The sequence below is a fragment of the Enterobacter sp. D2 genome, assembly GCF_034427575.1.
Taxonomy (GTDB): Bacteria; Pseudomonadota; Gammaproteobacteria; order Enterobacterales; family Enterobacteriaceae; genus Enterobacter; species Enterobacter cloacae_M.
Map to the genome: position 1 here is coordinate 1,583,057 of NZ_JAXQPP010000001.1, position 26,531 is coordinate 1,609,587.

Annotated in this window: 29 protein-coding genes and 1 pseudogene; 14 read left to right on the forward strand and 16 right to left on the reverse strand. The window is 51.3% G+C overall.

Features of this window, described 5'->3' with window-relative positions; genetic code table 11:
* Window positions 1–32: 32 nt before the first annotated feature.
* Window positions 33–1,142 carry a porin OmpC gene (gene ompC / locus SPG90_RS07650; RefSeq protein ID WP_045400085.1) on the forward strand — a complete coding sequence of 370 codons (1,110 nt, stop codon included), beginning with the start codon at window positions 33–35 and terminating at the stop codon, window positions 1,140–1,142.
* A 148-nt stretch (window positions 1,143–1,290) separates the two neighbouring features.
* Window positions 1,291–1,416, forward strand: coding sequence for a hypothetical protein (locus tag SPG90_RS07655; RefSeq protein WP_255319991.1), 126 nt, complete (start codon window positions 1,291–1,293; stop codon window positions 1,414–1,416).
* Window positions 1,417–1,480: 64 nt separating this feature from the next.
* Here SPG90_RS07655 and SPG90_RS07660 read toward each other — a convergent pair whose 3' ends face one another.
* From SPG90_RS07660 to SPG90_RS07690, 7 genes are all read right to left on the reverse strand, one after another.
* Entirely contained in the window at window positions 1,481–1,558 is a 78-nt protein-coding gene (locus SPG90_RS07660; protein WP_223239581.1) for a hypothetical protein, read from the reverse strand.
* 68 nt (window positions 1,559–1,626) lie between these two features.
* The gene (locus tag SPG90_RS07665) at window positions 1,627–2,049 is read right to left on the reverse strand and encodes a GFA family protein (protein WP_023312006.1); all 423 of its coding nucleotides are present in this window, start codon (window positions 2,047–2,049) and stop codon (window positions 1,627–1,629) included.
* 3 nt (window positions 2,050–2,052) lie between these two features.
* Window positions 2,053–2,250, reverse strand: a complete 198-nt coding sequence (locus SPG90_RS07670; protein ID WP_023312007.1) for a hypothetical protein — start codon at window positions 2,248–2,250, stop codon at window positions 2,053–2,055.
* A gap of 90 nt (window positions 2,251–2,340) precedes the next feature.
* A complete protein-coding gene (locus SPG90_RS07675; protein ID WP_045400088.1) occupies window positions 2,341–3,372 on the reverse strand; it encodes a methyltransferase in 1,032 nt (343 codons plus the stop codon).
* A gap of 261 nt (window positions 3,373–3,633) precedes the next feature.
* The gene (locus SPG90_RS07680) at window positions 3,634–4,083 is read right to left on the reverse strand and encodes a hypothetical protein (RefSeq protein ID WP_023312009.1); all 450 of its coding nucleotides are present in this window, start codon (window positions 4,081–4,083) and stop codon (window positions 3,634–3,636) included.
* A gap of 143 nt (window positions 4,084–4,226) precedes the next feature.
* Window positions 4,227–4,571: a DUF1294 domain-containing protein gene (locus SPG90_RS07685; protein ID WP_045355858.1), complete on the reverse strand. Its 345-nt coding sequence runs from the start codon at window positions 4,569–4,571 to the stop codon at window positions 4,227–4,229.
* A gap of 495 nt (window positions 4,572–5,066) precedes the next feature.
* Entirely contained in the window at window positions 5,067–6,590 is a 1,524-nt protein-coding gene (locus tag SPG90_RS07690) for a cyclic diguanylate phosphodiesterase (protein ID WP_126303409.1), read from the reverse strand.
* 787 nt (window positions 6,591–7,377) lie between these two features.
* Here SPG90_RS07690 and SPG90_RS07695 point away from each other — a divergent pair.
* Window positions 7,378–7,596 (forward strand): cold shock domain-containing protein, encoded by a 219-nt coding sequence (locus SPG90_RS07695; protein WP_023312012.1) that lies wholly within the window; start codon window positions 7,378–7,380, stop codon window positions 7,594–7,596.
* 188 nt (window positions 7,597–7,784) lie between these two features.
* Here the strand turns inward: SPG90_RS07695 and SPG90_RS07700 are convergent, their stop codons facing one another.
* Entirely contained in the window at window positions 7,785–7,955 is a 171-nt protein-coding gene (locus SPG90_RS07700; RefSeq protein ID WP_306792264.1) for a YnfU family zinc-binding protein, read from the reverse strand.
* Window positions 7,956–8,045: 90 nt separating this feature from the next.
* On the opposite strand from SPG90_RS07700, the gene SPG90_RS07705 reads away from it, so the two are divergent.
* Window positions 8,046–8,273 (forward strand): hypothetical protein, encoded by a 228-nt coding sequence (locus SPG90_RS07705; RefSeq protein WP_047174835.1) that lies wholly within the window; start codon window positions 8,046–8,048, stop codon window positions 8,271–8,273.
* A gap of 306 nt (window positions 8,274–8,579) precedes the next feature.
* On the forward strand, window positions 8,580–8,687 hold the full coding sequence (locus SPG90_RS22360) for a YnaM/YnfT family protein (protein WP_353511636.1): 108 nt from the start codon (window positions 8,580–8,582) through the stop codon (window positions 8,685–8,687).
* Window positions 8,688–8,703: 16 nt separating this feature from the next.
* Here the strand turns inward: SPG90_RS22360 and SPG90_RS07710 are convergent, their stop codons facing one another.
* Window positions 8,704–9,024, reverse strand: coding sequence for a cupin domain-containing protein (locus SPG90_RS07710; RefSeq protein ID WP_126303410.1), 321 nt, complete (start codon window positions 9,022–9,024; stop codon window positions 8,704–8,706).
* 141 nt (window positions 9,025–9,165) lie between these two features.
* Between SPG90_RS07710 and SPG90_RS22365 the strand changes: the two are divergent.
* Window positions 9,166–9,234 (forward strand): annotated as a pseudogene (locus SPG90_RS22365) (hypothetical protein); the annotation flags it as partial.
* Window positions 9,235–9,269: 35 nt separating this feature from the next.
* Window positions 9,270–10,205: a tRNA 2-thiocytidine(32) synthetase TtcA gene (gene ttcA, locus SPG90_RS07715; RefSeq protein WP_045400097.1), complete on the forward strand. Its 936-nt coding sequence runs from the start codon at window positions 9,270–9,272 to the stop codon at window positions 10,203–10,205.
* A gap of 41 nt (window positions 10,206–10,246) precedes the next feature.
* On the opposite strand, the gene dbpA is transcribed toward ttcA, so the two are convergent.
* The 4 genes from dbpA to SPG90_RS07735 form a co-directional block, all read right to left on the reverse strand.
* Complete coding sequence (gene dbpA / locus SPG90_RS07720) at window positions 10,247–11,620, reverse strand: ATP-dependent RNA helicase DbpA (RefSeq protein ID WP_126304064.1); 1,374 nt, start codon at window positions 11,618–11,620, stop codon at window positions 10,247–10,249.
* A gap of 27 nt (window positions 11,621–11,647) precedes the next feature.
* On the reverse strand, window positions 11,648–11,821 hold the full coding sequence (locus tag SPG90_RS07725) for a hypothetical protein (RefSeq protein ID WP_305089335.1): 174 nt from the start codon (window positions 11,819–11,821) through the stop codon (window positions 11,648–11,650).
* A 282-nt stretch (window positions 11,822–12,103) separates the two neighbouring features.
* Entirely contained in the window at window positions 12,104–13,087 is a 984-nt protein-coding gene (gene zntB, locus SPG90_RS07730; RefSeq protein ID WP_023312017.1) for a zinc transporter ZntB, read from the reverse strand.
* A gap of 155 nt (window positions 13,088–13,242) precedes the next feature.
* Window positions 13,243–14,385 carry a methyl-accepting chemotaxis protein gene (locus SPG90_RS07735; protein WP_045400104.1) on the reverse strand — a complete coding sequence of 381 codons (1,143 nt, stop codon included), beginning with the start codon at window positions 14,383–14,385 and terminating at the stop codon, window positions 13,243–13,245.
* 456 nt (window positions 14,386–14,841) lie between these two features.
* Between SPG90_RS07735 and SPG90_RS07740 the strand changes: the two genes are divergently transcribed.
* The 4 genes from SPG90_RS07740 to SPG90_RS07755 all read left to right on the forward strand — a co-directional run bounded on the left by SPG90_RS07740 (window position 14,842) and on the right by SPG90_RS07755 (window position 19,292).
* Window positions 14,842–16,971: a bifunctional diguanylate cyclase/phosphodiesterase gene (locus tag SPG90_RS07740; RefSeq protein WP_322408066.1), complete on the forward strand. Its 2,130-nt coding sequence runs from the start codon at window positions 14,842–14,844 to the stop codon at window positions 16,969–16,971.
* 92 nt (window positions 16,972–17,063) lie between these two features.
* Complete coding sequence (locus SPG90_RS07745; RefSeq protein ID WP_126304060.1) at window positions 17,064–18,296, forward strand: sensor domain-containing diguanylate cyclase; 1,233 nt, start codon at window positions 17,064–17,066, stop codon at window positions 18,294–18,296.
* A 74-nt stretch (window positions 18,297–18,370) separates the two neighbouring features.
* Complete coding sequence (locus SPG90_RS07750) at window positions 18,371–18,511, forward strand: Ecr family regulatory small membrane protein (protein WP_032668497.1); 141 nt, start codon at window positions 18,371–18,373, stop codon at window positions 18,509–18,511.
* Between the two features lie 217 nt (window positions 18,512–18,728).
* Window positions 18,729–19,292, forward strand: a complete 564-nt coding sequence (locus tag SPG90_RS07755) for a DJ-1/PfpI family protein (protein ID WP_033145709.1) — start codon at window positions 18,729–18,731, stop codon at window positions 19,290–19,292.
* 90 nt (window positions 19,293–19,382) lie between these two features.
* On the opposite strand, the gene SPG90_RS07760 is transcribed toward SPG90_RS07755, so the two are convergent.
* Window positions 19,383–20,999 carry a peptide ABC transporter substrate-binding protein gene (locus SPG90_RS07760; protein ID WP_045400114.1) on the reverse strand — a complete coding sequence of 539 codons (1,617 nt, stop codon included), beginning with the start codon at window positions 20,997–20,999 and terminating at the stop codon, window positions 19,383–19,385.
* 185 nt (window positions 21,000–21,184) lie between these two features.
* On the opposite strand from SPG90_RS07760, the gene mpaA reads away from it, so the two are divergent.
* Window positions 21,185–21,898: a murein tripeptide amidase MpaA gene (gene mpaA, locus SPG90_RS07765; RefSeq protein ID WP_045355868.1), complete on the forward strand. Its 714-nt coding sequence runs from the start codon at window positions 21,185–21,187 to the stop codon at window positions 21,896–21,898.
* On the opposite strand, the gene ycjG is transcribed toward mpaA, so the two are convergent.
* On the reverse strand, window positions 21,889–22,854 hold the full coding sequence (ycjG, locus tag SPG90_RS07770; protein WP_126304058.1) for an L-Ala-D/L-Glu epimerase: 966 nt from the start codon (window positions 22,852–22,854) through the stop codon (window positions 21,889–21,891). The two genes, mpaA and ycjG, sit on opposite strands and share 10 nt — an antisense overlap.
* A 107-nt stretch (window positions 22,855–22,961) precedes the next feature.
* Here ycjG and tpx point away from each other — a divergent pair, with 107 nt between their 5' ends.
* Together tpx and SPG90_RS07780 are read left to right on the forward strand one after the other, a co-directional pair.
* Window positions 22,962–23,468 (forward strand): thiol peroxidase, encoded by a 507-nt coding sequence (gene tpx, locus SPG90_RS07775; protein WP_023335907.1) that lies wholly within the window; start codon window positions 22,962–22,964, stop codon window positions 23,466–23,468.
* A gap of 275 nt (window positions 23,469–23,743) precedes the next feature.
* Window positions 23,744–24,952 (forward strand): aldose 1-epimerase family protein, encoded by a 1,209-nt coding sequence (locus SPG90_RS07780; protein WP_045355870.1) that lies wholly within the window; start codon window positions 23,744–23,746, stop codon window positions 24,950–24,952.
* A gap of 37 nt (window positions 24,953–24,989) precedes the next feature.
* On the opposite strand, the gene tyrR is transcribed toward SPG90_RS07780, so the two are convergent.
* On the reverse strand, window positions 24,990–26,531 hold the full coding sequence (gene tyrR, locus SPG90_RS07785; RefSeq protein WP_023312028.1) for a transcriptional regulator TyrR: 1,542 nt from the start codon (window positions 26,529–26,531) through the stop codon (window positions 24,990–24,992).

Consider the following 26,531-nt stretch of genomic DNA (forward strand, 5'->3'; position numbering starts at 1 on the left):
TTAAATAAAAACAACTGCAAAGGAATATCACAATGCAAAGAAAAGTACTGGCTCTGATGATTCCGGCTCTGTTAATGGCTGGTTCTGCACATGCAGCAGAAATTTATAATAAAGACGGTAACAAATTAGATCTGTACGGAAAAGTAGATGGTCTGCACTATTTCTCCGACGATAAAGGCGCTGACGGGGATCAAACCTATATGCGTCTGGGCTTTAAGGGCGAAACCCAGATCAACGATATGATGACCGGCTACGCGCAGTGGGAATACAACATTCAGGCTAATAATACGGAAGGGTCTGATAATCAGTCCTGGACGCGTCTTGCCTTCGCCGGTGTCAAAGTGGGCGACTACGGCTCCTTCGATTACGGTCGTAACTACGGCGTGCTGTACGACGTGGAAGGCTGGACCGATATGCTGCCTGAGTTCGGTGGCGACTCCTACACCAAAGCCGACAACTTCATGACCGGCCGCGCCAACGGTGTGGCAACCTACCGTAACACCGACTTCTATGGTCTGGTGCAGGGCCTGAACTTTGCGCTGCAGTACCAGGGCAAAAATGAAGACGCCAGCAACAACCAGGAAGGCACCAACAACGGTCGCGACACGCGTCACGAGAACGGTGATGGCTTTGGTATCTCCACAACCTATGACTTCGGCATGGGAATTACTGCAGGGGCCGCGTATACCTCTTCTGACCGCACCAACGAGCAGGTCATGAATACCACAGCGGGTGGAGACAAGGCGGATGCCTGGACGGCGGGCCTGAAGTATGACGCCAATAACATCTATCTGGCGGCAATGTATTCTGAAACCCGCAATATGACACCGTATGGTGATAATACCGACGCCGTGGCGAACAAAACCCAGAACGTCGAAGTGACCGCGCAGTACCAGTTCGACTTCGGCCTGCGTCCGTCCGTTTCCTACCTGCAGTCGAAAGGTAAGGACCTGGGCAACGGCCAGGGCGACCAGGATCTGGTTAAATACGCTGACGTAGGGGTCACCTATTACTTCAACAAAAACATGTCCACCTACGTTGATTACAAAATCAACCTGCTGGATGAAGATGACAGCTTCTACAAAGACAACGGCATCAGCACCGATGATGTTGTAGCGTTAGGCCTGGTTTACCAGTTCTGATGGTCAGAGCCCGCATAATCATGCGGGCTCGCTTGTTTTTTGAAGTTCGTCACAATAGACAGCTTAAGAAAGGGGTTGGTTGAGGGAAAGTTGAAAGTAAGCTGGTTAAACTGTGGTGATAGCCCTTTTATCACTAAGGATAACAACGTTGTTTGGTCGTGTATCCCTTGCCGTACTTACCCTTTTAGCATTGCTGTGGATGGCGTTAATTTTTGATTTTGGTGATATCGTCGGGCATCTCGGCGCGCTGTTAAACCATCTGGATGGCAGTTAACAGGGTTGCCTGGGAAATAAAAAGCCACCAGCAGTGCCGGTGGCGGGTAAACGCGTATGTCGCGTTATTTTTTCACAGGTTGAGGCTTTTTATCACCTGATTCAGGGGCCTCACGCGGATCGTCTTTTTCAACACAGAGCATAGTTTCTCCTGTTTCAGTTACCCACTGCCTACTATAGCCGGAGGAGTAAAAGAGTGGCCAGGCGGCAATCATGCCTGCTCTTCACCTTTCTCGCGAAAAGAAAGATATCCAAATACCCCACTTTCCCCATCCATGGGATGGTTAACGCCGTCCATCACCTTCACCTCTGGAAAATCAAAAGGTGAAACGTTTTCAAAACAGGCGACATTAACGCCATATTCGTTTGGGTTAGAACGTCGCTGATGGAACGTGTAAATCCCGCACACCGAGCAGAAGAAATGCCGTGCAGTTCCCGTGTTAAAGCGGTACTCGGTGAGCTTATCTTCACCTTTGGTCACCTTAATGCCTGACAACGGCGCAGAAACGACGACCGCGCCCCGCATACGACAAAAGGAACAGCTGCAGCGCCGGGCGGTGTTCAGCCCATCGGTAAGTTCAACGGTGAACGCCACAGCGCCGCAATGGCACTTCGCATTTCGTCTTTCAGACATGGGCTATACCCCTTTTCTCACCAGCTCGGCAGCCTTAACGAAAACCTCATCTTCTACGCCATCGCCTTTTTGCCTGCCGAGCCTGACCAGTTCATCGACAATGCTGTTGCGATGGATCGGTTTTTGCGCTGAAACCAGCCCAATAACGGCGGCCCCAATCGCCAGCCCCACTAATCCGGTTTGTTCATCTTTGTTTTTCATATTCATGCTCCTGGTACAACAAACAAGCGTAGCAGGAATACGGTAAAACGAAATGCCGGACAGATGCTCTGTGAATGTTATTTAAACAGTTCAGAGAGGTACAACTTCCAGAATCGACAGATACGAACGGGTGTCTATTATTTTGTTCAGCTTCAGATTGGTCTGTTCAAACAAGGCCTGATACTCAGACTCTGTTCGTGCTCGTCCTCCATCAAAGCTTGTTAACAGAAGAAGGTCAATTTCAAATCGTCCCTGTTCATTATTTTCTTTTTTAATAAGCGGTTCAAAAATTAATAAGCGGGAGTTATCTTTCATTGCATTTCTGCAGCACTGAAGTATCTGTACCGCCTTCTCATCAGGCCAGTCCATGAGAATATACTTAAGCAGATAAATGTCCGCTGCAGGACAGGCTTCAAAAAAGCTCCCATTAACAGTTTCCCATCGACGATTATCATTTAACAGGTGCAGTCGATTTCGCTCAAGCACATCTTTTTGATCAAAAAGGATCCCCGTCAGGGTCGGATTTCGACGTAAAACAGCCAGCAATAAGTTACCCAGCCCGCCGGCGATATCGGCAACCACGGCGTTTTGCGGGAACGAATAGCTATCTGCGATGACTTCATTTTCTACGGATGACATAGAGGCCATACCCGCATGAAAAACGTTGTTGTCAGTCATCGTGTCGTCATGCTGCCAGTATTCGTAAAAAGGCTTGCCAAACAAATCATTAAAAACAGGTTTGCCGTGCAATATCTCATCCATTTTAGCCGCTGGCTGCCAGAATGTTGGGTCTGTCAGCATGAGCACCGCCGCACGCAAGGAAAATTCATGCTCAGAACAGAGGAATTGCGCTGAATGGCTAAGACTGTATTCAGCTTCAGATAATTCGTTGAAAACGCCACGAGAGGACAATAAGCGCATGATTCGATGAAGATAGTTAACGTCTACATTCAACTCCTTCGCCAGTTGCTTGACGGATTTTTTTCCTTCAACCAGACGATCTGCGACGCCTAATACCGCGACGGCTCGAAGTGCTGCCTGCCAGACAAAACCCATGCTTTGCTCTAACAGACACATTCCTTCTTTACGGCTTAGTAAATCCAGACTATTACGTTGCGACATTTTCTGCTCCTTACCAGTAAAAATGTGTTGAACAACTAAAACGCCGCTAACAAGCGTAAGTCTGGTAATGAGCTTTATCCATAACGTCAGAAAGGATTATTTATACAGTTTTGTACCGTTTAGCATACAGTCCGTTTAAATACGTAAAAAACCAAGGCCACTTACCTTTAATATTTAATAGTAATGCATTACAACTATTAACTTAAAAATGATTGCGTTACATCCTAAAAAAATGCCTGTCGTAATACAGGCATTTCATAGTTAGAATCTCGGCGCCAGTCCGTATTTTGGTGTTTTGATATTTGCCGCCCAAATTTTGATATCGTTTTGCAGGAGAATAGTGAAATCAGATCTCAGGTGCATCACCATGCCATTGACGCTTTCCGCGTCCACCACTGAAAAATGTTCAATTCTGTTTTTCCCTATCTGGACACAATTATATTTTGCGGGCAGCACTTTACCGTTCACATTAAGCGGCAGATTATTCTCACCACAGCGGCCTTCAGTAATATAAGATACCAGTAAATTAGCGGATTTTCTCCCAGGCTGGGAGACGCTCACCATGACAGGGAAACCTTCCGATGTCTGTGTCATATCATAAAGGACCGCATTTTTTATATACCAGGTATTATATTCCCGCTCCTGAAAAGCAGACCAGGAAGGCGCAGAAAAGAGCACCAGCACTGCAAGGATAAGAGATTCTATTTTCATGGGATGTTGTCGTCCGTGTTGTTGCACGTATTATTCAGATTGTGCAAAAAACAGCAACCACTTAAGAATAGTCCTACTACTATTGGCAGTGATGAAGGAATGAATTAAAGATATGCCTTACCGTCAACGGTCCCTGCCAACGCTCATAAAAGAGAATAAGAAGAAAAATGATAAACGGCCGCCATCATGGCGATGCTGACGACGACGCTGATGAAAAAGTAGCTTTTGAAGGGCTGCTTTTGGGTTTTATGGCGAAAGAGCTGTTGGCCGACAATGGCGCCAGGCCAGCCACCCGTCACGCCAAATACCAGCAATGTCGCTTCCGGAACCCTGCGCATCCCCTTCCGCGCCGCCATTTTATCGGCGCCATACATGACCAACGTCATCACGTTGATCGCCAGAAACCACATGAACAGAGGATGGGTGGTAAGAAGGCTGCCGATCGCAGCGAAAATCAGGAGTAAATAACAAAAGCGATTAAGGGTCATAGCACCAGTCACGGGGTGTTTACAGTTTGGATAACGCATTATACGCTAGCTGACGAAAATCTCAGAGTGAGACGGCTATTCTAAAAGCAAACTGCGCCCCGGGCCTTTACTGGCTAACATTTAAACAGCGGTAATAAGTAAGCATTATTTCATTTTGCTTTAGCGGCCAGCATTTTTTTCTTAAAAAATTAACCTGAAACATCTTACGTCGAAAACACAGCGTAAGCGCATTGTTTTAACAAAACAACAAGTATTGCATCCATTAATCTAAAGAGGGGTGCGACAATATTGATTAGAATCAAATTAAACGTTAGGCAGCTAATATTCAAGTTCGCCCATCCGCTTCATATTTTCAAAAACAATGTTGAAAACAATTAATTTGACCATTCGGTCAATGCATAACAAAATATTGCCGTGGTTAAAGCAATAATGCTCTACATTTTTTGGGGGATGATGTCCCCCCTTTTTATTTTCTCAGAAACAACTAAACAAACATTATTCCACCCTGATCTTAACTTTTGGCTTCGACAAGAGAACTTTGACCAGTTCCTTGAAAGGAAGAGGTTTGTAAAAGAAATACCCCTGTAAAAACCGGATATGATTGCGTGTGAGGTAATCGAGCTGCTCTTCTGTTTCAACGCCTTCCGCCACGATGCTAATTGAGAGTTTTTTGGCCAACTCCAGTACCGAATCAAGGATTAGCGTTGAGTCCTCATTCGCGTTAACCCTGGCAACAAAGCTCTGGTCGATTTTAATGTAATCAATATGCAGATCCTGCAGATAGGACAAGCCGGAATAACCCGTACCAAAGTCATCCAGCGCAATGGCAAATCCATTGTTATGTAACTCATTCAATGTATTAACGAGATGTGCATCAATGTCGAGTGGTTCACGCTCCGTCACTTCAACGACAAGGTTAAGATCCTGTTGAGTAAAGCTGCGCTTGTAGTGGAGACACTCTTCAACAAAGGTGGACGCAACGATATGAGAAGCGCTGAAGTTAATCCCTACGTGAAACCCTTCAGGCAGCAATGTCGCAATAGCATTCATGTGTATTGCAACCTGCCTCATTAAGCTCTGAGTCAAAGGAATAATTAAACCGGATTTCTCAGCAAGAGGAATGAAGGATGCGGGAGAAATAAACCCTGATTGAGGATGCTTCCATCTGGCCAGCACTTCCACACCCCGTAAGGTTCCCTCTTTGCCGCTCACAACGGGTTGGTAATACGGAATAATTTCATTTCTGTAAATGGCGATGCGCAGTGACTCTTCGGGTGAGACATCCTTAGAAATATAGCGTTGAAGAGTATAAGCAGAGAGAGACGATATTATCAGCAGGAATAGCACCACGCCTCCGGCTCGATTGAATAATCTCTTAAGGCTAAAAAGAGGTGGAGAGTTAAATTGAACCGAGAATGGATAACCAGAGGCTTTTACCGTTAATACCTGTTTCTTCGTAGGGTCTGCCGTCGTAACATCGCCTGTCAGGCCTAAAAGGTTATTGCCTACTCTCAGGGAATATTCAACGCCATTTAATGGCATATCCAGCGCATCACGGATATGGCTATCGCTGATGCTAACGATGATTCGGCTTCCGGCGTGAATTGTCTGGTATAAGAGAACCGGAAGACCGTTGACGGTACTGGCCGAAGGGACGAGGAGCAGTGATGACTCAGGCAGGATTGAGCTGTTGACCAACAATACGCGGTTTCCCGGTAACGAGGAGCACCAGACCGCATCATTTTTCAGAATAACGATCGTTCTCAGGTGAGGCTGTAATGCCGCCTCGGTGCCCAGCCGATATTGCCCTTCAGCATCACACTCATTCTCGGCAAGTTGCATTGCCATCTCAGTCGCATGACGAGCTTCTTTAAGAATCACATTCATGTTCCGCACGACGTAGTGCGCCTCTGCCAGGCTATCAGCCCGTGCAGAATACCAGACCTGTAAATTAATGATAAAAACGCCGAGCAAAAACATTGTCGTGGCTGCAGCTACGGGGATAGATGCATGGCGCATTTAGGGTTCTCGATTTAAGTGAAGTAGCCGCTTCAACGATGCTGAAGTGATTGAATTGTCATTGTCTTAAGCATGGTCGATAACGTAATAATTACCATGTCAGGCGTCAGAAATGTTCTCGCTAACCAGATTGAGGGGAAACAAAAGGCCGCCGAACGGCAGCCCTGGTGGATAAGTGTCTATTAATATCGCTTTATTGTATTGATCGGGGTTCTTTCTGACCAGTCTGGCCGCTCGCCGGCCATGATTGCACGCTGTTGCGTTGGCGTCACAGACTGGGTTATTTCAGGCATTGACTTGTATTCGGGTTGTTTAGGTGGAATGAGAACCAGATCGGAGCTACAGCCTGACAGCAGGAAAATAGCCAGTAGAGATGAGCTAAGCTTGAACACGTTAAACCCTTCCAATGGGATAAAATTTTAAGAAAAAGCGTGGTGCTGAACATACATAGCCTAATCCAAATATATTCACAAGATCAATGCGCACAACCCTTTTTCCGGCCCCGGACTCGCAGAGGCGAACATCAAGCCGACGACTTTTTATCGAAAATTGACAGCAGATTCAACGTGACCGGAAATGCGCCGCGAAAGCCATCTGGATGGCTAAAATAACGTTTGCTTATCAACTCAGTCCGTGCCTTAATGATTAAGTTGGTTCGATGTAATACCGAATACAATATTTTACCACGCAGTCCTCATAACCAGGCGCTATCGCTGATATCCCCTCCTTTTGAGTCCATACGTTTTAGTCATTTCTTATCATTTAAAGTGTCTTTAAAGGAGTATTTATGCCTTCACGAATTCAAGGTCTGGTTAAGTGGTTTAATGAAGATAAAGGCTTTGGCTTTATCTCCCCCCTTGATGGCAGTAAAGATGTTCTTGTTCGTTTCTCTGCCCTGCAGGGAGAAAGGTTTAATACACTATTTGAAGGTCAGAAAGTCGAATTTGCGATTCTAAGCGGCGATAAAGGCCCTTCTGCTGCAAATGTAATTCTTTTAGATAGATAAGTTTATCAATGGCCCGTGATTACCAACAAGGTTTCCTGAGTAAACGGGCCCTGGATTATATGACTGTTATTGATAGCAACAGTCAGCATATTTTCTTAACGAGTACGCTAACCAATGTGATGAAGTGCAGAACTGCTGCATGAATGGTCTAAAACTCAAAGTTAACTCATTTTGTCAACAACTTTGGTTTAGAATCGTTGGGTAGATTTAAACAAAACGTGGCAGTACGGGCAGACAAGTTGAGCGCCCTTTTGCACGCGATTAAAACTATGCTCTGAATCTTTAGAGCAATTTGGGCATGAACATTTGACTAAATGATTTCGATGGGATTGTGTTTTTTTACGTCCAGACATAGGCATCTCCTGATTTTACGGACTGCCACCATACACTTTAAAGCTAAACAATGCTTGCTTTAGTTTTGGAAAGATCTCAAAAACACAGGGTGGTTTATGAAGAATGTAATCGTTTTTTTCAATGGGAAACCAGGTAAAGTTGTCACAGTGCAACAAGCAACTACGTCCGTAAGACAAGAATATCCGGACGGTGAAGAAATACACCTTCAGATTATGTCTGCCGGTTTCCCGTCTTTAACCGGCGATCGCAACTTTGTATACGTTGCCTCTGATAGAGAACTCACCTCTCAGAAGATACTTGATGCCGCAAAAATCCATTTGTAATCAGCATTTCCGGCTTGTTCTCTGTACTTCACAAAAGGAAAGATAAAACCTCAGTAAAATCACCAGTATTTTCAGTGAGCGTTTTTAGGCTTTATCTATTGAATTAAAAAAACAAAAATGCCTTACTATTAAAGCCTGCTAAATGCAGGCGTTTTTTTATAAAACCTGCAAATATAACCCTCTCATCTTTATTTAAACAATACTGACTAAAACTCGACACTTCTTTTCATTAAGATTTTGCTTTTTGCAGGAACTAATGCAAAAGAAATGAGTCAAATGAAGACCCTTACCAGAAAAGATTATTTTATGACATCTTATATTGTAGTAACCACTGTTGCCGTTGTGATGGGATTGATAACGTTGAGTCTGATTAAAGTTTGGATTAGCACATCGAACAATCCTGACAATCTGTGACCTTATCGCAAGCCGCTTAAAGCGAGGCCACTTCCGTTTCTGGTAAATCAATGATAACCAGTGTACCAAAACTGCCTGTTTCTACAGTATGGGGAGTGCCAGCTTTAGCGATATAGAGCTGTCCAGCCGTTACAGAGATTTTTTTACCTTTCACGCCCAGCTCCAGACGTCCATCAATGACCAGTAACCCCTCGTCATACTCATGTACCTCTTCAATCACTGAGCGTTCATCCATTTGTAAAACTTTAAGATTTGCAGTTCCAATGCGGCCCAATACACGAGAGTGCCAGGTCTCCGGTAAGGCAAGTGCTTCTGTTTTGAGGTCATAAAGCGACATAAAGTCATTCCTTTTTATGTTCATTTAACGCTCTTATGCCATATAAGTTCCCCTCGGTCATATAACAAATATGGAAAACTAACACGAGTAAAATGCTATATGAGGTCCTTAAATCACACCGCACGCTAACGGCGTTGCTGCGCCAGTTATAACCCCGCAGTAAAACGTGCTGGCATTCGCCGCCGGAATCCGTACCATACGCGGCATACAATGTTTGCCCCTGCTGGCTCCGAAGGTAGTACTAAATGCAAGAGAATCAAGAGATTAACAAAAAAGAGCAATACAACCTGAATAAACTGCAAAAGCGACTGCGCCGTAACGTGGGCGAAGCCATTGCAGACTTCAACATGATTGAAGAAGGTGACCGCATCATGGTCTGCCTGTCAGGGGGTAAAGACAGCTATACCATGCTGGAGATCCTGCGTAATCTTCAGCAAAGCGCACCGGTGAAATTTTCCCTGGTGGCGGTCAACCTTGACCAGAAACAGCCGGGCTTCCCGGAGCACATTCTGCCGGAATACCTCGAGAAGCTGGGCGTTGAGTATAAAATCGTCGAAGAAAATACCTACGGTATTGTGAAAGAGAAAATCCCGGAAGGGAAAACCACCTGCTCACTCTGCTCTCGCCTGCGCCGCGGCATTTTGTATCGTACCGCGACGGAGCTGGGCGCGACCAAAATTGCGCTGGGCCATCACCGCGACGATATCCTGCAAACGCTGTTCCTCAACATGTTCTACGGTGGCAAGATGAAAGGCATGCCGCCTAAGCTGATGAGCGATGACGGCAAGCACATTGTGATCCGCCCTCTCGCCTACTGCCGCGAAAAAGACATTGAGCGTTTTTCTCAGGCTAAAGGTTTCCCGATCATTCCATGTAACCTGTGCGGTTCTCAGCCGAACCTGCAGCGTCAGGTAATTGGCGACATGCTGCGCGACTGGGATAAGCGTTATCCGGGTCGTATCGAAACCATGTTCAGCGCGATGCAGAACGTCGTCCCTTCCCATCTCGCGGATGTGGAGCTGTTCGACTTTAAAGGCATCAACCACGAGTCAGAAATTGTGAACGGCGGGGACCTGGCGTTTGATCGGGAAGATATTCCCATGCAGCCAGCGGGCTGGCAGCCGGAAGAAGATGACAATCAGTTTGAAGAGCTGCGTCTGAACGTGCTTGAAGTGAAGTAAGCGATTAGCGTCTCAGAACACCTTCTGAGACGCTTCATTCTTTATTTCAGCAGACGTACGCGACAGGTTTTACCCTTAATTTTCCCGTTTTGCAGCTGCTTCCATGCCTTATGGGCAACCGCATGGCGAACCGCTACGTAGACATGCGCCGGATGGACCGCAATCTTGCCGATATCCGCCCCGTCCAGCCCCACATCTCCGGTCAGTGCCCCTAATACGTCACCTGGACGCATCTTGGCTTTTTTACCGCCATCAATGCACAGCGTCGCCATTTCAGCCTCCAGCGGCACAATGCTGGCGCTGGCCGGTGCATTCATCCAGTTCAGCTTAATCTGCAGCATCTCAGAGAGAATATTGGCGCGCTGAGCCTCTTCCGGTGCGCAGAAGCTGATCGCCAGACCGCTGTTTCCCGCGCGCGCGGTACGGCCAATACGGTGCACGTGCACTTCAGGGTCCCACGCCAGCTCAAAGTTCACCACCAGCTCAAGGGATTTAATGTCCAGACCGCGCGCAGCGACGTCGGTTGCGACAAGAACGCGGGCGCTGCCGTTAGCGAAGCGGATCAGCGTCTGATCGCGATCGCGCTGCTCCAGATCGCCATGCAGAGACAATGCGCTCTGGCCGGCAGCATTCAGGGCGTCACAGACCGACTGACAGTCTTTTTTGGTATTACAGAACACCACGCAGGACGCAGGCTGATGCTGGCTCAGCAGTTTCTGCAGGAGCGAAATTTTCCCCTGCTGCGAGGTTTCAAAGAACTGCTGCTCGATAGCGGGCAGCGCGTCTACGCTGTCGATTTCAATGGTGAGCGGATTTTTCTGCACGCGCCCGCTGATGGCGGCGATGGCCTCCGGCCAGGTCGCGGAGAACAGCAGCGTTTGACGATCGGCCGGGGCGAAACGGATCACCTCGTCAATCGCATCGCTGAAGCCCATATCCAGCATCCTGTCTGCCTCGTCCATCACCAGCGTTTGTAACGCATCCAGCGAGACGGTGCCTTTTTGCAGGTGATCCAGCAGGCGGCCGGGCGTTGCGACAATAATGTGCGGCGCATGCTGAAGTGAATCACGCTGCGCGCCGAACGGCTGTCCGCCACAGAGGGTTAAAATCTTGGTGTTTGGCAGGAAACGCGCCAGGCGACGCAGTTCACCCGCGACCTGGTCCGCCAGTTCGCGGGTCGGGCACAGCACCAGAGACTGGGTCTGAAAAAGCGCCGCATCGATATGCTGCAACAGGCCAAGGCCGAATGCCGCCGTTTTCCCGCTGCCCGTTTTCGCCTGCACGCGCACGTCACGGCCCTCAAGGATGGCGGGCAACGCGGCCGCCTGAACAGGCGTCATCGTGAGGTAACCCAACTCGTTGAGGTTATCGAGCTGGGCGGCGGGCAGAACATTCAGGGTAGAAAAAGCGGTCACAGTAGTCTCTCGTGGTCATCTTTGCGGTCAGATGGCGCGTATCCTCGCAGATCTCGCGGTTCGATGCGACAATTTAATCGGTTCTTGATCTGGCGGCGGGTCGGGCATCGGCTGCGGACGCGGGATGGGATCGGGCATTGGCACCGGATCGGTGGGGACGGGATCGGATTGACGCGATTGTTGCAGTAGCAGAGCGTTCAGGATGCTCATCATTCCCTCCAGAATTTGCTGTCGTCCCTTTTAGGGTAGACGCTGAAAATCAGGAGGCAAAAAAAAGCCGACTATGAAGTCGGCGTCGTACGAATCAATTGTGCTATGCAGTAATTCAAAAAAGGAAGTAAGACAATATGGAGCGCAACGCCCATCGCTTGACGTTGCATTCACCTGCGGGAGTCATATTGCACCTTACGGGGTAGCTGTTTATTGACTTCGCTCAATTAAAAGAGCGTTTTGATCCCGTTAAAAGCTGAAAAAAGCGTAAATTTACAGCCATTTACTACGATGCAACCACCATGCAACACCACCAATCAAAACAACTAACATCACGCAAAACGCGGTAAAGCCGTAGCGATAAGCGCCACCCGGAATTCCCCCCAGGTTCACGCCAAACAGCCCGGTAAGAAACGTGCTGGGTAAAAACACCATCGCCATCAGAGACATCGTATAGGTTCTTCTCGCCAGCGACTCCTGCATCACCTGCGCGATTTCGTCCGCCATCACCGCCGTTCTGGCAATACAGGAATCAATCTCGTCCAGCCCGCGCCCCAGCCTGTCGGCAATATCCTGCATTCTGCGCCGCTGATCGTCATTCATCCAGGCGAGCCTTTCGCTGGCAAGACGCGCATACACGTCGCGCTGCGGCGTCATGTAGCGGCGCATCACAATCAACTGCTTACGCAATAAGGCCAGAAAACCGCGGGGCGGGATCTGCTGATCGAGCAGGTTATCTTCCAGGTCGATGATTTTGTCGTGCAGCTCTTCAATAAATTCACTCGCATGATCGGTTAGGGCGTCACAGACGTCCACCAGCCAGCTGCCGCAGTCGACCGGCCCGGTACCTTCTTTCAGATCGTTGACGATGTCATCCAGCGCCAGAACTTTTCGCTGCCGGGTCGACACAATGAGCCCGTCGTCCATGTAGACACGCATCGCAACCAGCTGATCCGGGCGTTCATCCGTGCTGCCGTTAATGCAGCGCAGGGTGATTAGCGTCCCGTCACCCATTCGGCTCACGCGGGGCCGCAGGCTTTCACCCGCCAGGGCATCGCGCACGTTATTGGGCAACAGCGGCGTCGAGGCCAGCCAGTCAGCGCTGTCCGGGTGGGTGTAGTTCAGATGTAGCCAGCAGGGATGCGCACTATCGATCGCATCATTATCTTCCAGCGGTCGCGCACCGCCGCGGCCATCCAGCACCCACGCAAAAACTGCGTCTGGAACGTTTAGTTCAGATCCTTTAATGCTTTCCACAGCGCCTCCACCTTTTTACCTCTTTCGGTGTCAGTCTAGCTTTCATCAGGTGTTAAGCAACAACTATGTATCCCATCGCGCTGAAATCGCTCAGGAATTGTACATTCTGGCCGGTGGCATTAATAAAGCCTGGCATGCCAGGCTTTACGGTACTGTCAGAGAGAGTGTTCTGGCCGCTGAAGGAAGGATGGCGAGCCGCCTGATAATAAGTAAGGAGAGCCCTGGTCAAGTCTGAAATTACGCGTTCGGGTCTGCAGCTCAATCACCTGATTACGAAGTACGTCCGAGGAACCATTGAGCTCCTCTGCCATTGCCACGTTACTTTGCGTGACCCGCTCCAGCTCCGATAGCGCCAGGGTAATCTGAGAAATACCTTTCTCCTGCTCTGACGTTGACGCGGAAATTTCGTCCATTAAGCGGCTGACATTCCCCGAGCCCGTCACGATTTCATGCATATTTTTCTCTGCCTGTGACACAACGCTGGCTCCCTGCGTGACGTTACTGCTGGTGACTTCAATCAGCGTTTTGATATTCTTCGCGGCCTCCGCGCTGCGGTGTGCCAGGTTTCTTACCTCTTCCGCGACGACAGAGAAACCCTTTCCATGATCGCCCGCCCTTGCCGCCTCAACGGCCGCGTTGAGCGCCAGGATATTCGTCTGGAACGCAATGCCGTCAATCAACGAAATAATCTCCGTCATCTGCTGCGCGCATTCGGTAATGGACTGCATATTGCTGGCGACCTGCCCCATGAGCTCACCGCCCTTGCGCGCCTGTAACGTCGCCACATTTGCCTGCTCGCTCGCCAGGCGGGTGTTATCGGCATTGTTTTTGGTGCTCGCGGCCATTTGCTCCATGCTGGCTGCGGTTTGCACCAAAGACGCAGACTGCTGCTCGGTTTTAACCGATAGCTGAGCGCTACGTGCCGAGAGTTGGTCCGATAAGGTCATAGCAGTTTGCGATGATGCCCTGATCTCCCGCACCAGCGTCGCAATATTGCCGGAAAGGCTGTTTATACCGGGGATGAGTCGTCCCGCGCAGTTATTGCCAAATTCAGGGATAGATACGCCAAGGTTACCTGCGGTCACCTCCTCAATACTCCTCTTCACCGTATTGATCGGCGTCACAAGATACTTCGTCATATAGACCCAGAGCAAAAATAGCGCAACGAAATTGATGACATTAAGCGAAATAAAGAGAGACGTATTGCTGGAAAATAGAACAACGACACCCGCACTTACCAAAAAAAGAGAGAAAAGGAACCCGATAATAAAGGTCCTGACACTAATATTTTTTAGCATGATAATACCCACGTTTTATATTTTGGTCGGCACTTAGACTTATAGCATTGGCCCGGAAGTTTTTCATCGCAAACAACGCTTGTTTTTTGTTTCGCCGTTAGCATCCTGAGATTTGTCTTAAGTCAGATAAAAAAAGCGTATTAGTGAAAATGTTTTGCTCAGCATGCTGTGATACTGGTTTCCCGCCATCTTAAGCGATAGTATCGCCCGCGGTAAGACGATACGATCGCCTTCCTATTTAAGGAGCTTTGCTACTGTTATTCGTTCTTGTTTAGCAATGCTTAATATATTAACAAGAGAATATATTTTATATTCTTAATAAGTTTTAGAGTATTAATATGACTGGTCATTTTTCACGATAAATAACTAATATGGTTTAAATGCGCATGTTCGTTGCCCGATAAAGATGTACCCGGCAGGCGAAATCGGTAACCCTCTCAGGCGTGGGACTGCATAATGCTCAATATATCGTGGGACCCTGTGTTAATCGCTATCTCTTATCTGGTGGCGTTTATCGCCTCCTTTGTGGCGCTGGACAGCGCCGGAAAGATCCCCCTCTCCAGCCGAACGGCTGCCCTCTTCTGGCGTATTGCCGGCGGGGTCACGCTGGGCATTGGCATTTGGTCGATGCACTTTATCGGCATGCTGTCGATGCAAATGCCCATGATGATGAGCTACGACCTCTGGTTAACCCTTGCGTCACTGGGCGTCGCGGTGGTTGCATCGGCCACGGCACTTAATATTGCCGTCGCGGGCAAAAAACTTTCTCCCTTTCGACTGATCTTTGCCACGGCGATCCTGAGCGCTGGCGTGGTGTCGATGCACTACATCGGTATGGCGGCCCTGATGCTGGATGGCAGCATCATCTGGGATAGCCGCCTCGTGGGGTTGTCCGTGGTTATTGCCGTTGTTGCCTCCGGCACGGCGCTGTGGCTGGCTTTTCGTCTGCGGGATAAACGCAAAGGCGTTTTTATCGATCGCATTATCGCGGCTTTCGTCATGGCTGCCGCGATTTGTGCGATGCACTATACCGGCATGAGTGCCGCGCAGTTTCAGGAAATGGCGCATACCCTCCCGGGCGGGATCGGCGAGCTGGGGTTATCCATCTGGGTTTCAGTCACCACGCTCTGCCTGCTCGGGGTGATGTTAATCATCTCACTTATCGATTCCCACCGGCGCACCAGCCGGCTGACGGATAATCTGCATCAGCTCAACCGCCAGCTTGAGCTACAGGCGCGGTTTGACGCGCTCACCGGGCTCGCAAACCGCCACCAGATGGATCTCCGCATGCAGGACTGTCTGCGCAGTGCGCTGCTGAGCAAAAAGCCCTTTGCGGTTATTTTCCTGAACGTCGATCACTTCAAACGCGTTAACGATACGTGGGGTCACAGCGTCGGTGATGAGTTATTGATCGCGGTCGCGCAGCGCATCACGGCCCGGCTCACGCGTGAGATGACCCTGGCAAGGCTGGGAGGCGACGCCTTTATCCTGCAGGTGCCGGAATGTGACGACGACAGGCTCAACGCCCTGGTCACCGCGCTGCTTGAAGACGTGCGACGCCCTCTGTCTGTCTGTGGGCACACGCTAAGCACAACGATCAGTGCGGGCGTCAGCCTTTACCCTCAGGATGGCGAAACGCTGCACGAGCTGAAGCTCAAGGCGGATGCAGCCCTAAATCGCGTCAAAGAAGAGGGCCGCAACGGCTGGGCGATTTACCGGGCCGAGATGTCAACGGCGATCCCGGCGAAACCCGGTTTCCTGCAGGAGCTTTCGCAGGCGCTTGAACGCGATCAGTTTGAGCTGTGGTACCAGCCAACCTGGCATGCGGGAGATAAAACCATTCACGGTTTTGAAGCCCTTCTGCGCTGGCGGCATCCTGAGCAAGGGGTTGTACTGCCTAATCTGTTTATCCCCTCCCTGGAGCAAACGGGTTTAATTATTCCGGTAGGTAACTGGGCCATTGAAGCGGCATGCCGACAGCTTCATTTCTGGACTGAGCAAGGTTTCAGCCAGTGGACGCTGTCGCTCAACCTATCCCCCATCCAGTTTGAACAGCCGGATATTTTCCAGATCGTTTCGTCGATGCTGGAAAAATATAGCCTGTCTCCGTCCCGGCTGATCCTGGAGGTAACGGAAAGCACCGCGCTTAAAAATCTCGACCGCAGCATTGAGTTGCTCAATGCGTTTAATCACGCGGGGATCGTTGTCTCGATTGATGATTTTGGTACAGGCTATTCCAACCTTCTGATGCTGAGCGTGCTTCCGGCAAAAGAGCTCAAGATCGACAGAAGCTTTGTCACGTCGATGCTGGAAAATGAAAAAAGCTACAAGCTGGTTGAAACCATTATCAGTATCGCCCGGACCATGGAGATGAATGTGGTGGCAGAAGGGATCGAGACGGAAGAACAGCAGGCGGTTCTCACCCGTCTCGGCTGCGATTACCTGCAGGGTTACCTTTTCTCCCGACCCTTACCTGCCGAGCAGGTACCGTGGCTACTGCTGCAGATAAACTCAGACAAACAGATTATACCCATTAATAAAATTCAAACGGACCCCGCATTTATTTCTCAAAAAAATCATGCCTGACGGGGTTAAGTGGAGTATGTTTCAAGGGAGTACACGCGAGTCAATTCTGTCATGATTGTCAGGCACATGTTGTCGATGAACAGGAAACGCCTATGTCGCAACCTTGTTTTGATGCGTTGAATGTAATTAAAACACCCGTGTGGCTCGTTTCACCCGTGTCGGAAAAGATCGTTTTTGCGAATGTGGCAGCAACGCAGATCATGGGGGATAAAACGCTCGATGACCTGCGCAAAGGGATCTACTCTGCCAGTGCGCAAACCGTCCTGTCGATGTATGTATCTGAACTGAAAACAGAGCCGGAGATCGTCGAAATCTGGACAACGAGCCGGGATGGACAGGATACGCCGTTAAGCTGTCGCCTCTCGCTTGCCCACTACGCGCCCTGGGGCGATGTGATTGTTTTCGAGGGCATCTCCCAGCAAATACTCTCAGGATTGAAGGCCAGCCGTTCCGCTACCTACCGGCGGAAAAAGCAGGGTTTTTATGCGCGCTTTTTTCTGACCAACAGCGCCCCGATGCTGTTAATCGATCCGGCCCGCGACGGTCAAATCGTCGATGCGAATCTGGCCGCTCTCAATTTTTATGGTTATTCACATAATGACATGTGCAGTAAGCATACCTGGGAAATCAATACGCTGGGGCGAGATGTGATGCCCATTATGACTGCGATTGCCGCGCTGCCCGGTGGTCATAAGCCGCTCAATTTTGTTCACCGCCTTGCCGATGGATCCACCCGCCACGTTCAGACGTATGCCGGGCCCATTGAGATCTACGGCGACAAGCTGATGCTGTGCATCATCCACGATATCACCGAGCAAAAAAGGCTGGAGCAGGAGCTGGAACATGCGGCGTTACGTGACTCCATGACGGGGTTACTCAACCGGCGCCAGTTCTACGCGATTACCGATCAAAGCAACCTGAATACACTTCCCGCGCAGCAGCAATTTAGCCTGCTGCTGGTGGATACCGACCATTTCAAAAACATTAATGACCTGTTCGGCCATCTGAAAGGCGATGAGGTGCTTATCGCCCTTTCCCGGACGCTGGAAGCCTGTAGTCGGGAGGGCGATATGGTCTTCCGCTGGGGAGGCGAAGAGTTCGTTATCCTGCTGCCCCGCACCTCTCTCGATACCGCGATGCAGATTGCCGAGTCAGTCCGCGCAGCCGTTGCCCGCATTACGATTCCGGGCCTGCCGCGGTTTACCGTCAGCATTGGCGTGGCGCGGCACAATCAGGGAGAGAGTATTGACGAGCTGTTTAAGCGTGTGGACGATGCGCTGTATCGCGCTAAAAATGACGGACGCAATAAAGTGCTTGCGGCATGAAACTGGAGTATCCGGAAAAGCCCCGCTACAATGCCCACCTCGAATCAATTAGCGTCAGGTGGGTAAAAGCCGCAATGGGAAAAACAGAAATAATACTCACCTTAATTATTTTACTCCTTATTATATTTGGCTTCTGGTTTATTTTTAGCGGTGAGATCTGGCATCTCGTCGAATTTCTTGAAAATAGCCTTTACCCGACCTTTGACGCACCGTAACGCACGTTTAATCGCTTGTTTCACCTACCGAATATGTCAGCTATCTGCTTCCCTTACAGCCGCGTAAAATACGCGGCGTTATCCTCCAACAACGTTGATAACGAATCACTTATTCATTTGCTTATGTTGCCCGTGCTCTGACGGGCTTTTTTATTTCCGGCAATTCAGCCACGCCAGGCTATATCTTAATCATCTTTATTGATAGAGGTGAGGAAAGATGAGCAAGAAGATCCTGATGCTGGTTGGCGATTACGCCGAAGATTACGAAACCATGGTGCCTTTTCAGGCGTTGCAGATGATTGGCCATCAGGTGGATGCGGTCTGCCCTGACAAACCGAAAGGCGATTACATCATGACGGCAATCCATGACTTTGACGGCGCCCAGACCTACAGCGAAAAGCCCGGTCACCGCTTTACCCTCAACGCCGATTTTTCAGCCGTAAAGGAGCAGGACTACGACGCGCTGCTCATCCCCGGCGGGAGAGCCCCCGAGTATCTGCGGTTAAATGAGGACGTCCTAAAGCTGGTACAGGCATTTGACGCCGCGCGTAAGCCGATTGCCGCAGTGTGCCACGGCCCACAGCTGCTTGCTGCCGCGGGGATCCTGAAAGGACGAACCTGTAGCGCCTACCCGGCCTGCGCGCCTGAGGTCCGTCTCAGCGGCGGACACTACGCCGCTATCGGCATCGATCAGGCCCATGTAGACGGTAACCTGGTGACGGCTCCCGCCTGGCCCGCGCATCCGCAGTGGCTGGCGAAGTTTAATGCGCTATTAGAATAACAGAGACCCGGCATTGGGCCACGCATAGCGGATGAAACCGTACCGCGTATTGCAGACCTGGCGCATTCCCGCGCCAGGTCTCATAAAACATCAGTGCTTCTCAATAAACATCGTCCGGCTATACGCCACGTCTTCCGGGTTATTAATAGGGTAGCCTTTCACCCAGGGCTTAATCAGACGACCATTGGTGTACTGGTAAATGGGCGCGATAGGCGCTTTCTCCATGAGGATTTTCTCCGCCATGTTGTAGTCCGTATTACGCGCTTTCGCCGTGGTTTCCAGCGCTGCCTGGTGGATAATTTTATCGTAGGCCGGGTCATTGAAACGCGAGATATTACCGCTGTGGGTTGAGGTCAGCAGGGACAGGAAGGTCGACGGCTCGTTGTAATCGCCTACCCATGACGCGCGGATCACGTCAAAATTGCCGGTATTACGGCTGTCGATATAGGTTTTCCACTCCTGGTTTTGCAGTTTGACGTCCACACCGAGATTTTTCTTCCACATGGACGCCACCGCAATGGCGATTTTCTGGTGGTTTTCCGAGGTGTTATACAACAGTGTCAACTTCAGCGGACGCTGAGGACCGTAGCCTGCGGCCTGGAGCAACGTTTTCGCCTGAGCGTTCAGCTCCTGCTGGGACATCTGCTCGAACGGTGAAGGCTCTGGGGTGAAACCCGCCGTCACGTCAGGGGTGAAATGCCAGGCCGGCTTCTCGCCTGTACCTAATACCTTTTCTGCCATAATGCGGCGATCGATAGTCATGCTCAGCGCAAGACGAACCCGGGCATCGGCCGTCGGGCCCTTTTGCGTGTTAAATGCGTAGTAATAGGTTCCGAGCTGAGGCGGCGTATACACCTGTCCCGGAATGTCCTTCAGGAGCTTCTGATACATGTTTTTCGGGAACGATTCGGTGATATCAATATCCCCCGCCAGATAGCGCTTAGTGGCGGACGATTCCTGATTAATCGGAATGAAGGTCACTTTTTGCAGGACAGTTTTCGCGTTGTCCCAGTAGTGCGTATTCGGCACGACAACCAGTTTTTCATTCACCACGCGGTCGTTCAGGACGTACGCGCCGTTACCCACCAGGGCGCCCGGACGCGTCCACTCTTTCCCGCTTTCAACGTTCGCTTTTTGCACCGGATAGAAGGCGAAGTTCGCCGTCAGGTTGCTAAACCACGGGAGCGGTTTGTCCAGCTGGACGCGTAAGGTTCTGGCATCCACCGCCGTCACGCCCAGGGTATCTGGCGCCGCTTTGCCATCGATAATGGCCTGCGCGTTGTTGATGCCTGCCAGCGCCGCAAACCAGGCAAACGGAGACGTGGTTTTCGGGTCAACCAGACGCTGCCAGCTGTAGACAAAATCCTGCGCGGTGACGGGCGTACCGTCTGACCATTTCGCGTTATCGCGCAGGGTAAACGTCCAGATACGGTTATCGTTGCTCTGCCAGCGCGTCGCCACGCCCGGGGTCAGCTCCCCTTTCTCGTTCTGATTCACCAGCCCTTCGAAAAGATCGCGAATCACCTGAATCTCGGGTAATCCTACCGCTTTTGCCGGATCGAGCGAAGCAGGCTCGTCTTTAATATGCCTGACCAGCTCCTGTTTTTGAGCCAGTACCGTGCCCTGGGGCACATCAGCAGCGTACGAGAGTGTAGAGAGTCCGCACAGGTACAGTGCAGCGCAGAGACGCGAAACAGGATGCTTCATAAGATCCCCTTTGATGAATTCAGGTAACAAGCAGATGCGTAATTATTTGTTTCGAAACAGAGAAATGCAAATATCTTCGTCAGGAATAGTGATTTGAGGCAATTCTCAACCGTTACGGAAACTATTTGATTAACAGCGAGTTTTGCACAACACTGCCAGTAGAGACTTCTTTATCAGGATTTCGTATGGCAATCACCCGACCACGAGCGGAGCGCGGAGCCTTTCCGCCGGGCGCTGAGCAATATGGCCGCTCATTTTTAGGCGCATCGCTGATCTGGTTCCCGGCGCCCGATGCCGATCGCAGCAGCGGTTTGATCATTGCCGGCACGCACGGAGATGAGAACTCGTCCATCGTCACGCTTTCCTGCGCGCTGCGGACGCTGACGCCTTCATTGCGACGTCACCACGTAATTCTTGCCGTCAATCCGGACGGCTGTCAGCTTGGTTTACGGGCGAATGCGAGGGGAGTCGACCTGAACCGTAATTTCCCGGCGGCAAACTGGCGCGCCGGCGAAACGGTTTATCGCTGGAACAGCTCCGCCGAGGAGCGGGACGTGGTGCTGCTGACGGGAGACAAGCCCGGCTCCGAGCCGGAAACGCAGGCGCTGTGCCAGCTTATCCATAAGATCCACCCCGCATGGGTTGTCTCCTTCCACGATCCGCTGGCCTGCATTGAAGATCCGCGTCACTCCGACCTGGGCGCGTGGCTGGCGCAGGCTTTCGCCCTGCCGCTCGTCACCAGCGTGGGCTATGAAACACCCGGATCGTTCGGTAGCTGGTGCGCCGATTTGAGCCTGCCCTGCATCACCGCTGAATTCCCGCCGATTTCCTCAGACGAAGCCAGCGAAAAATACTTAAACGCGATGATGGAGCTTCTGCGCTGGCAGCCTCAGAGATGAAGCACGCCGCTGGTAAAATTAAGCGCCGGTGAAACGTCAACCGCCAGCCACGTCGGGCCATCCAGATCGGCGAAACGGACCTGATTGACCAGCGGCAGCGCCGCGCCGATCGCCCGGGATGTGCAGAGCATGCATCCCAGCATCAGGGAAAAGCCCTGCGCCTGCGCTTCCGCCGCCAGGGCCAGCGCCTCTGTCAGCCCGCCGGTCTTGTCGAGCTTGATATTGACCATCTCATAGCAGCCCTTTAGCGCGCTCAAATTCTCGCGGGTATGACAGCTTTCATCCGCGCAGACGGGCAGCGGATGGATAAAATTCTTCAGCGCCGCATCATCCTTCGCTGGCAGAGGCTGCTCCAGCATCGCCACGCCCAGGTCAGCCAGCAGCTGGCATCGGGCGGCAAGCCCCTCGGGATGCCACGACTCGTTGGCGTCAACAATCAGCGTGGCCGAGGGAACCGCCGAGCGAATGGCGACCATCCGCTCGCTGATCAGGCGATCGTCGAGCTTCACTTTTAACAGCGTGGCCCCGGCGTCATAGAGCGCTTTTGCGCTGGCAGCCATCTGCTCCGGCTCACCAATCACGACCGTTTGCGCCGTCACGACGGACTCCGGCAGCGCCGCTCCCAGCAAGGACGTCAGCGATTGCTGGTGCCTGGCGGCCTCAAGGCTCCAGAGCGCGCAGTCGATAGCATTACGTGCTGCCCCGGCGGGTAAACGCTGCTGTAACGCCTCGCGCGTGAGCCCTTTTTGCAGCTCTGGCACCAGGGTCATGATATGCGCCATCACCGACGCAGGGCTTTCTCCATAGCGCGGGTATGGCGTACATTCCCCAACGCCTTTAAACCCCTCTTCTTCGATTTCGACTACGACCACGCTGGCTTCACTTCGGCTGCCGCGGGAGATCACAAACGGGGTATGCAATGGCCAGGCTTCTTCATAGACCTTAACGCTTTTCATCACTGACTCCTTGCAGCCCGGAAAGGCGAAAAATTTGGTTTGCCGTGTTATCCGCTGATGGCATACACTAGCCCCGACGTTAACTATATGTAAACAGGAAGATATCTATGTCACAACTCGTTCATTTCCAGGGCAACCCGGTTGCTGTTGCAGGTTCCATTCCGCAGGCTGGCAGCAAAGCGCAGGCTTTTACTCTGGTGGCTAAAGATCTGTCTGACGTCACACTGGCTCAGTTTGCGGGTAAACGCAAAGTACTGAACATTTTCCCAAGCATTGACACCGGCGTTTGTGCCGCGTCCGTGCGTAAATTCAACCAGCTGGCGACTGAAATGGACAACACCGTTGTGCTGTGCATTTCCGCTGACCTGCCGTTTGCCCAGTCCCGTTTCTGCGGTGCCGAAGGCCTGAGCAACGTTATTACCCTCTCCACCCTGCGCAGCGCAGATTTCCTCGAGAAATACGGCGTCAGCATCGCGGAAGGCCCACTGAAAGGCCTGGCGGCACGTGCCGTACTGGTTCTGGATGAAAACGACACCGTTGTCTTCAGCGAACTGGTTAACGAAATCACCACCGAGCCGGATTACACTGCCGCGCTGGACGTGCTGAAAGCATAATAAGTACTTAGCATTCTATACAACTTATTCTCAACCTCGCCGCGGCGGGGTTTTTTATTGCGCCAAAGCTGAATCGTTAAAGCACAAATGCACACAAATCACATTAATCATGCAATAACTTAGACAATATGTAACATGAGCGTGATCAATAACGCATAATAATCGTTAAATTCCCCTATTTTCATCCCCAGTGAAGCACATCACATTTCCCTTTTTGTCTAAACATTAGATTTGCTTACGAAAGAAAATAATCGTTTCAGCAAAAAGGATAATATATGAAGATTAAATTCGCTTTTACGCTCCTTGCGGTACTGATTTCTGGCCATGCAGCGGCTAAAACCTGGGTGCTGACAAGCGCTGAAAGCAGCGTAGAGAAAGGAAACTGGAAGATTTCCAGTGATGAGCTGAAAGTTAAAAATCAAACGTTCAGCATTGAGCAAAAAGTCTTGCATGGTGGTAAACAGGAAGGCAGCAAAGTCATCATAATTAGCAGCAAAGATGGCCTGACGATTACCCTGAGCCCGACCCGCGGGATGAACCTTCTCCATGTTGAAGGTTTTGGCACCCGACTGGGGTGGAATTCGCCCGTTAAAGAGGTTGTTAATCCGGCCTACATCAACCTTGAAAGCCGCAACGGTCTCGGCTGGCTGGATGGTTTCAACGAGATGATGGTGCGCTGTGGCTATGAGTGGACAGGACATCCGGTCACCGCTGACGGGCAAATTTACACCCTGCACGGCAGGGCCGGTAATACCCCTGTTTCGCAGGTCGAGGTTGAAATCGCGGATGCCGCCCCGCATGAGATCCGCGTTCGCGGTTTGATCAAAGAGAGCACGTTTAAAAAAGCGGATCTGCAAACCATGACCGAACTGCGCTACGTTCCCGGAACCAACCAGTTCAGCCTGCATGATGTGCTGACCAACCATGCGGATTACCCTCATGATTACCAAATCATCTATCACAGCAACTTCGGCACGCCGATCCTTGAAGAAGGCGCGCGTTTCCTTGCGCCGGCGGCGAGCGTGAGCCCATTCAATGACTACGCCAAAGCGGGGGTTAACGACTGGCAAACCTATGCCGGGCCGACAAAAGGCTTTGATGAGATGGTCTTTAACATTAAACCGCTCGCGGACAATAACCACGAAACGCTTGCAGCGGTGGTCAATAAAGCCGGAGATAAAGGCGCGTCAATCCAGTTTGATACCCGCCAGCTGCCCGTGCTGACCTTGTGGAAGAACACCGACACGCTGAAGCAGGGCTACGTCACGGGCATTGAGCCGGGCACCAGCTACGCCTACCCCGTTACGATTGAACGCGAGCAGAAGCGGGTTAAGCAGCTGCAGCCCGGTGCCAGCGCGCAGTTTGACCTGACCTATACCCTGCTGCACAGCCCGCAGCAGGTGAAAGAGGTCGAAAACAGGATTGCATCGATTCAGGGAGAGACAAAAACAGAAATCGTTAACACGCCGATGGCGAAGGAATAACCATAAAGCAAAAAGCCTCTTTACAGAGGCTTTTTTGTTATTCGTCGCCTTTCTTATGATTCAAACCGTACTCGCGCAGCTTGTTGGCGATCGCGGTGTGCGAGACGCCAAGGCGTTTTGCCAGCTTGCGGGTGCTGGGATAGCTGCGGTAGAGCTGCGTCAGCACTGAGCGCTCAAAACGGCTGGTGATATCGTCCAGCGAACCTTCCATCGCCTCTTCGCCGACCGATACCGTCCCCGCGTCGTAATCAGGCAACAGAATATCCTGCGGACGCAGTTCATAACCTTCCAGCTGGGTCAGCGCGCGATAAACGGCGTTTTTAAGCTGGCGAATGTTGCCCGGCCAGCCGTAGCGCATAAGCACCGTGCCGAGATCGGCAGACAGCTTCGGACGCGGCACCCCCTGCTCGTCGGCAAAGCGGGCGACGAACAGCTCCGTTAGCGGCATGATGTCCTGCGGACAATCGCGCAGCGGGGGAATATTCAGCGTCAGGACGTTGAGGCGGTAATAGAGATCCTCGCGGAAGATCCCTTTTTGCACCAGCTCAACCAGGTTTTTCTGGGTGGCGCAAATGACGCGCACGTCCACATGCACTTCGTGATCCTCACCGACGCGGCGGAAGGTTCCGTCATTCAGGAAACGCAGCAGCTTAGCCTGCATACGCGGCGACATTTCGCCGATTTCGTCCAGCAGCACGGAGCCGCCGTTAGCCTGCTCGAAGAACCCTTTCTTGCCTTCCGGCGCGTGGCCAAACAGCTCGCTTTCAACGGCATCTTCCGGAATAGAGGCGCAGTTAAGTGCCAGATAAGGCTTAGCCGCACGCGGGCTCGCCAGATGCACCGCGTGAGCCAGCAGGTCTTTCCCGGTGCCGGTATCCCCGGTAATCAGCAGCGGTGCGGTCAGGCTTGCGAGCTTGCGCGCCTGATCAACCACATGACGCATTTTCGGGCTGACGGCAATAATCTGGCTGAACGCGCCGACATCCTGACTGGAGAGGTTTTGCAGCTGGCGACCCATGCGTAACGTCGAGCGCAGCATGATCACCGCCCCGGTCAACACGCGGGTATTCCCTTCCCCTTTCAGATAGACCGGCGTGATCTCCATCAGGAAATTCTGCCCGTTAATCACCACATGCTCGCTAAGCGTGTTCTGCGGATTGCTGTCCAGCCAGCGCTGGAAGTTAAAACCGGGGATCAGCTGCGCGGCGTTATGATTGCTGAGCTTCTCCTGGCTCTGCGCGAAAAGCTGGCAGCTCGCGTGGTTAACGCGCTCAACTTTGCTTTTCAAATCCAGGGAGAGGAACGGCTCCGGCATGGCCTCCAGCAGCGCGCTCAGGGCCAGGTGCTCACGCTCAGAGGGCATCCAGGGAATGGTGCGTACATCCGTAACGCCAGCGATACGGCGGATTTCCGCCATCAGGCTGCTGAAGGTGTTAAATTCAATTTCGGCAAAATTGAGGTAAATTCGCCCGACAGGATCGATCTCAATGCCACGTAAATCAATGCTACGTAAAACAAGAAGATCGAGTAATTCGCGGGTCAGACCGAGACGGTCTTCACAGAAGACTTCAAGACGCAT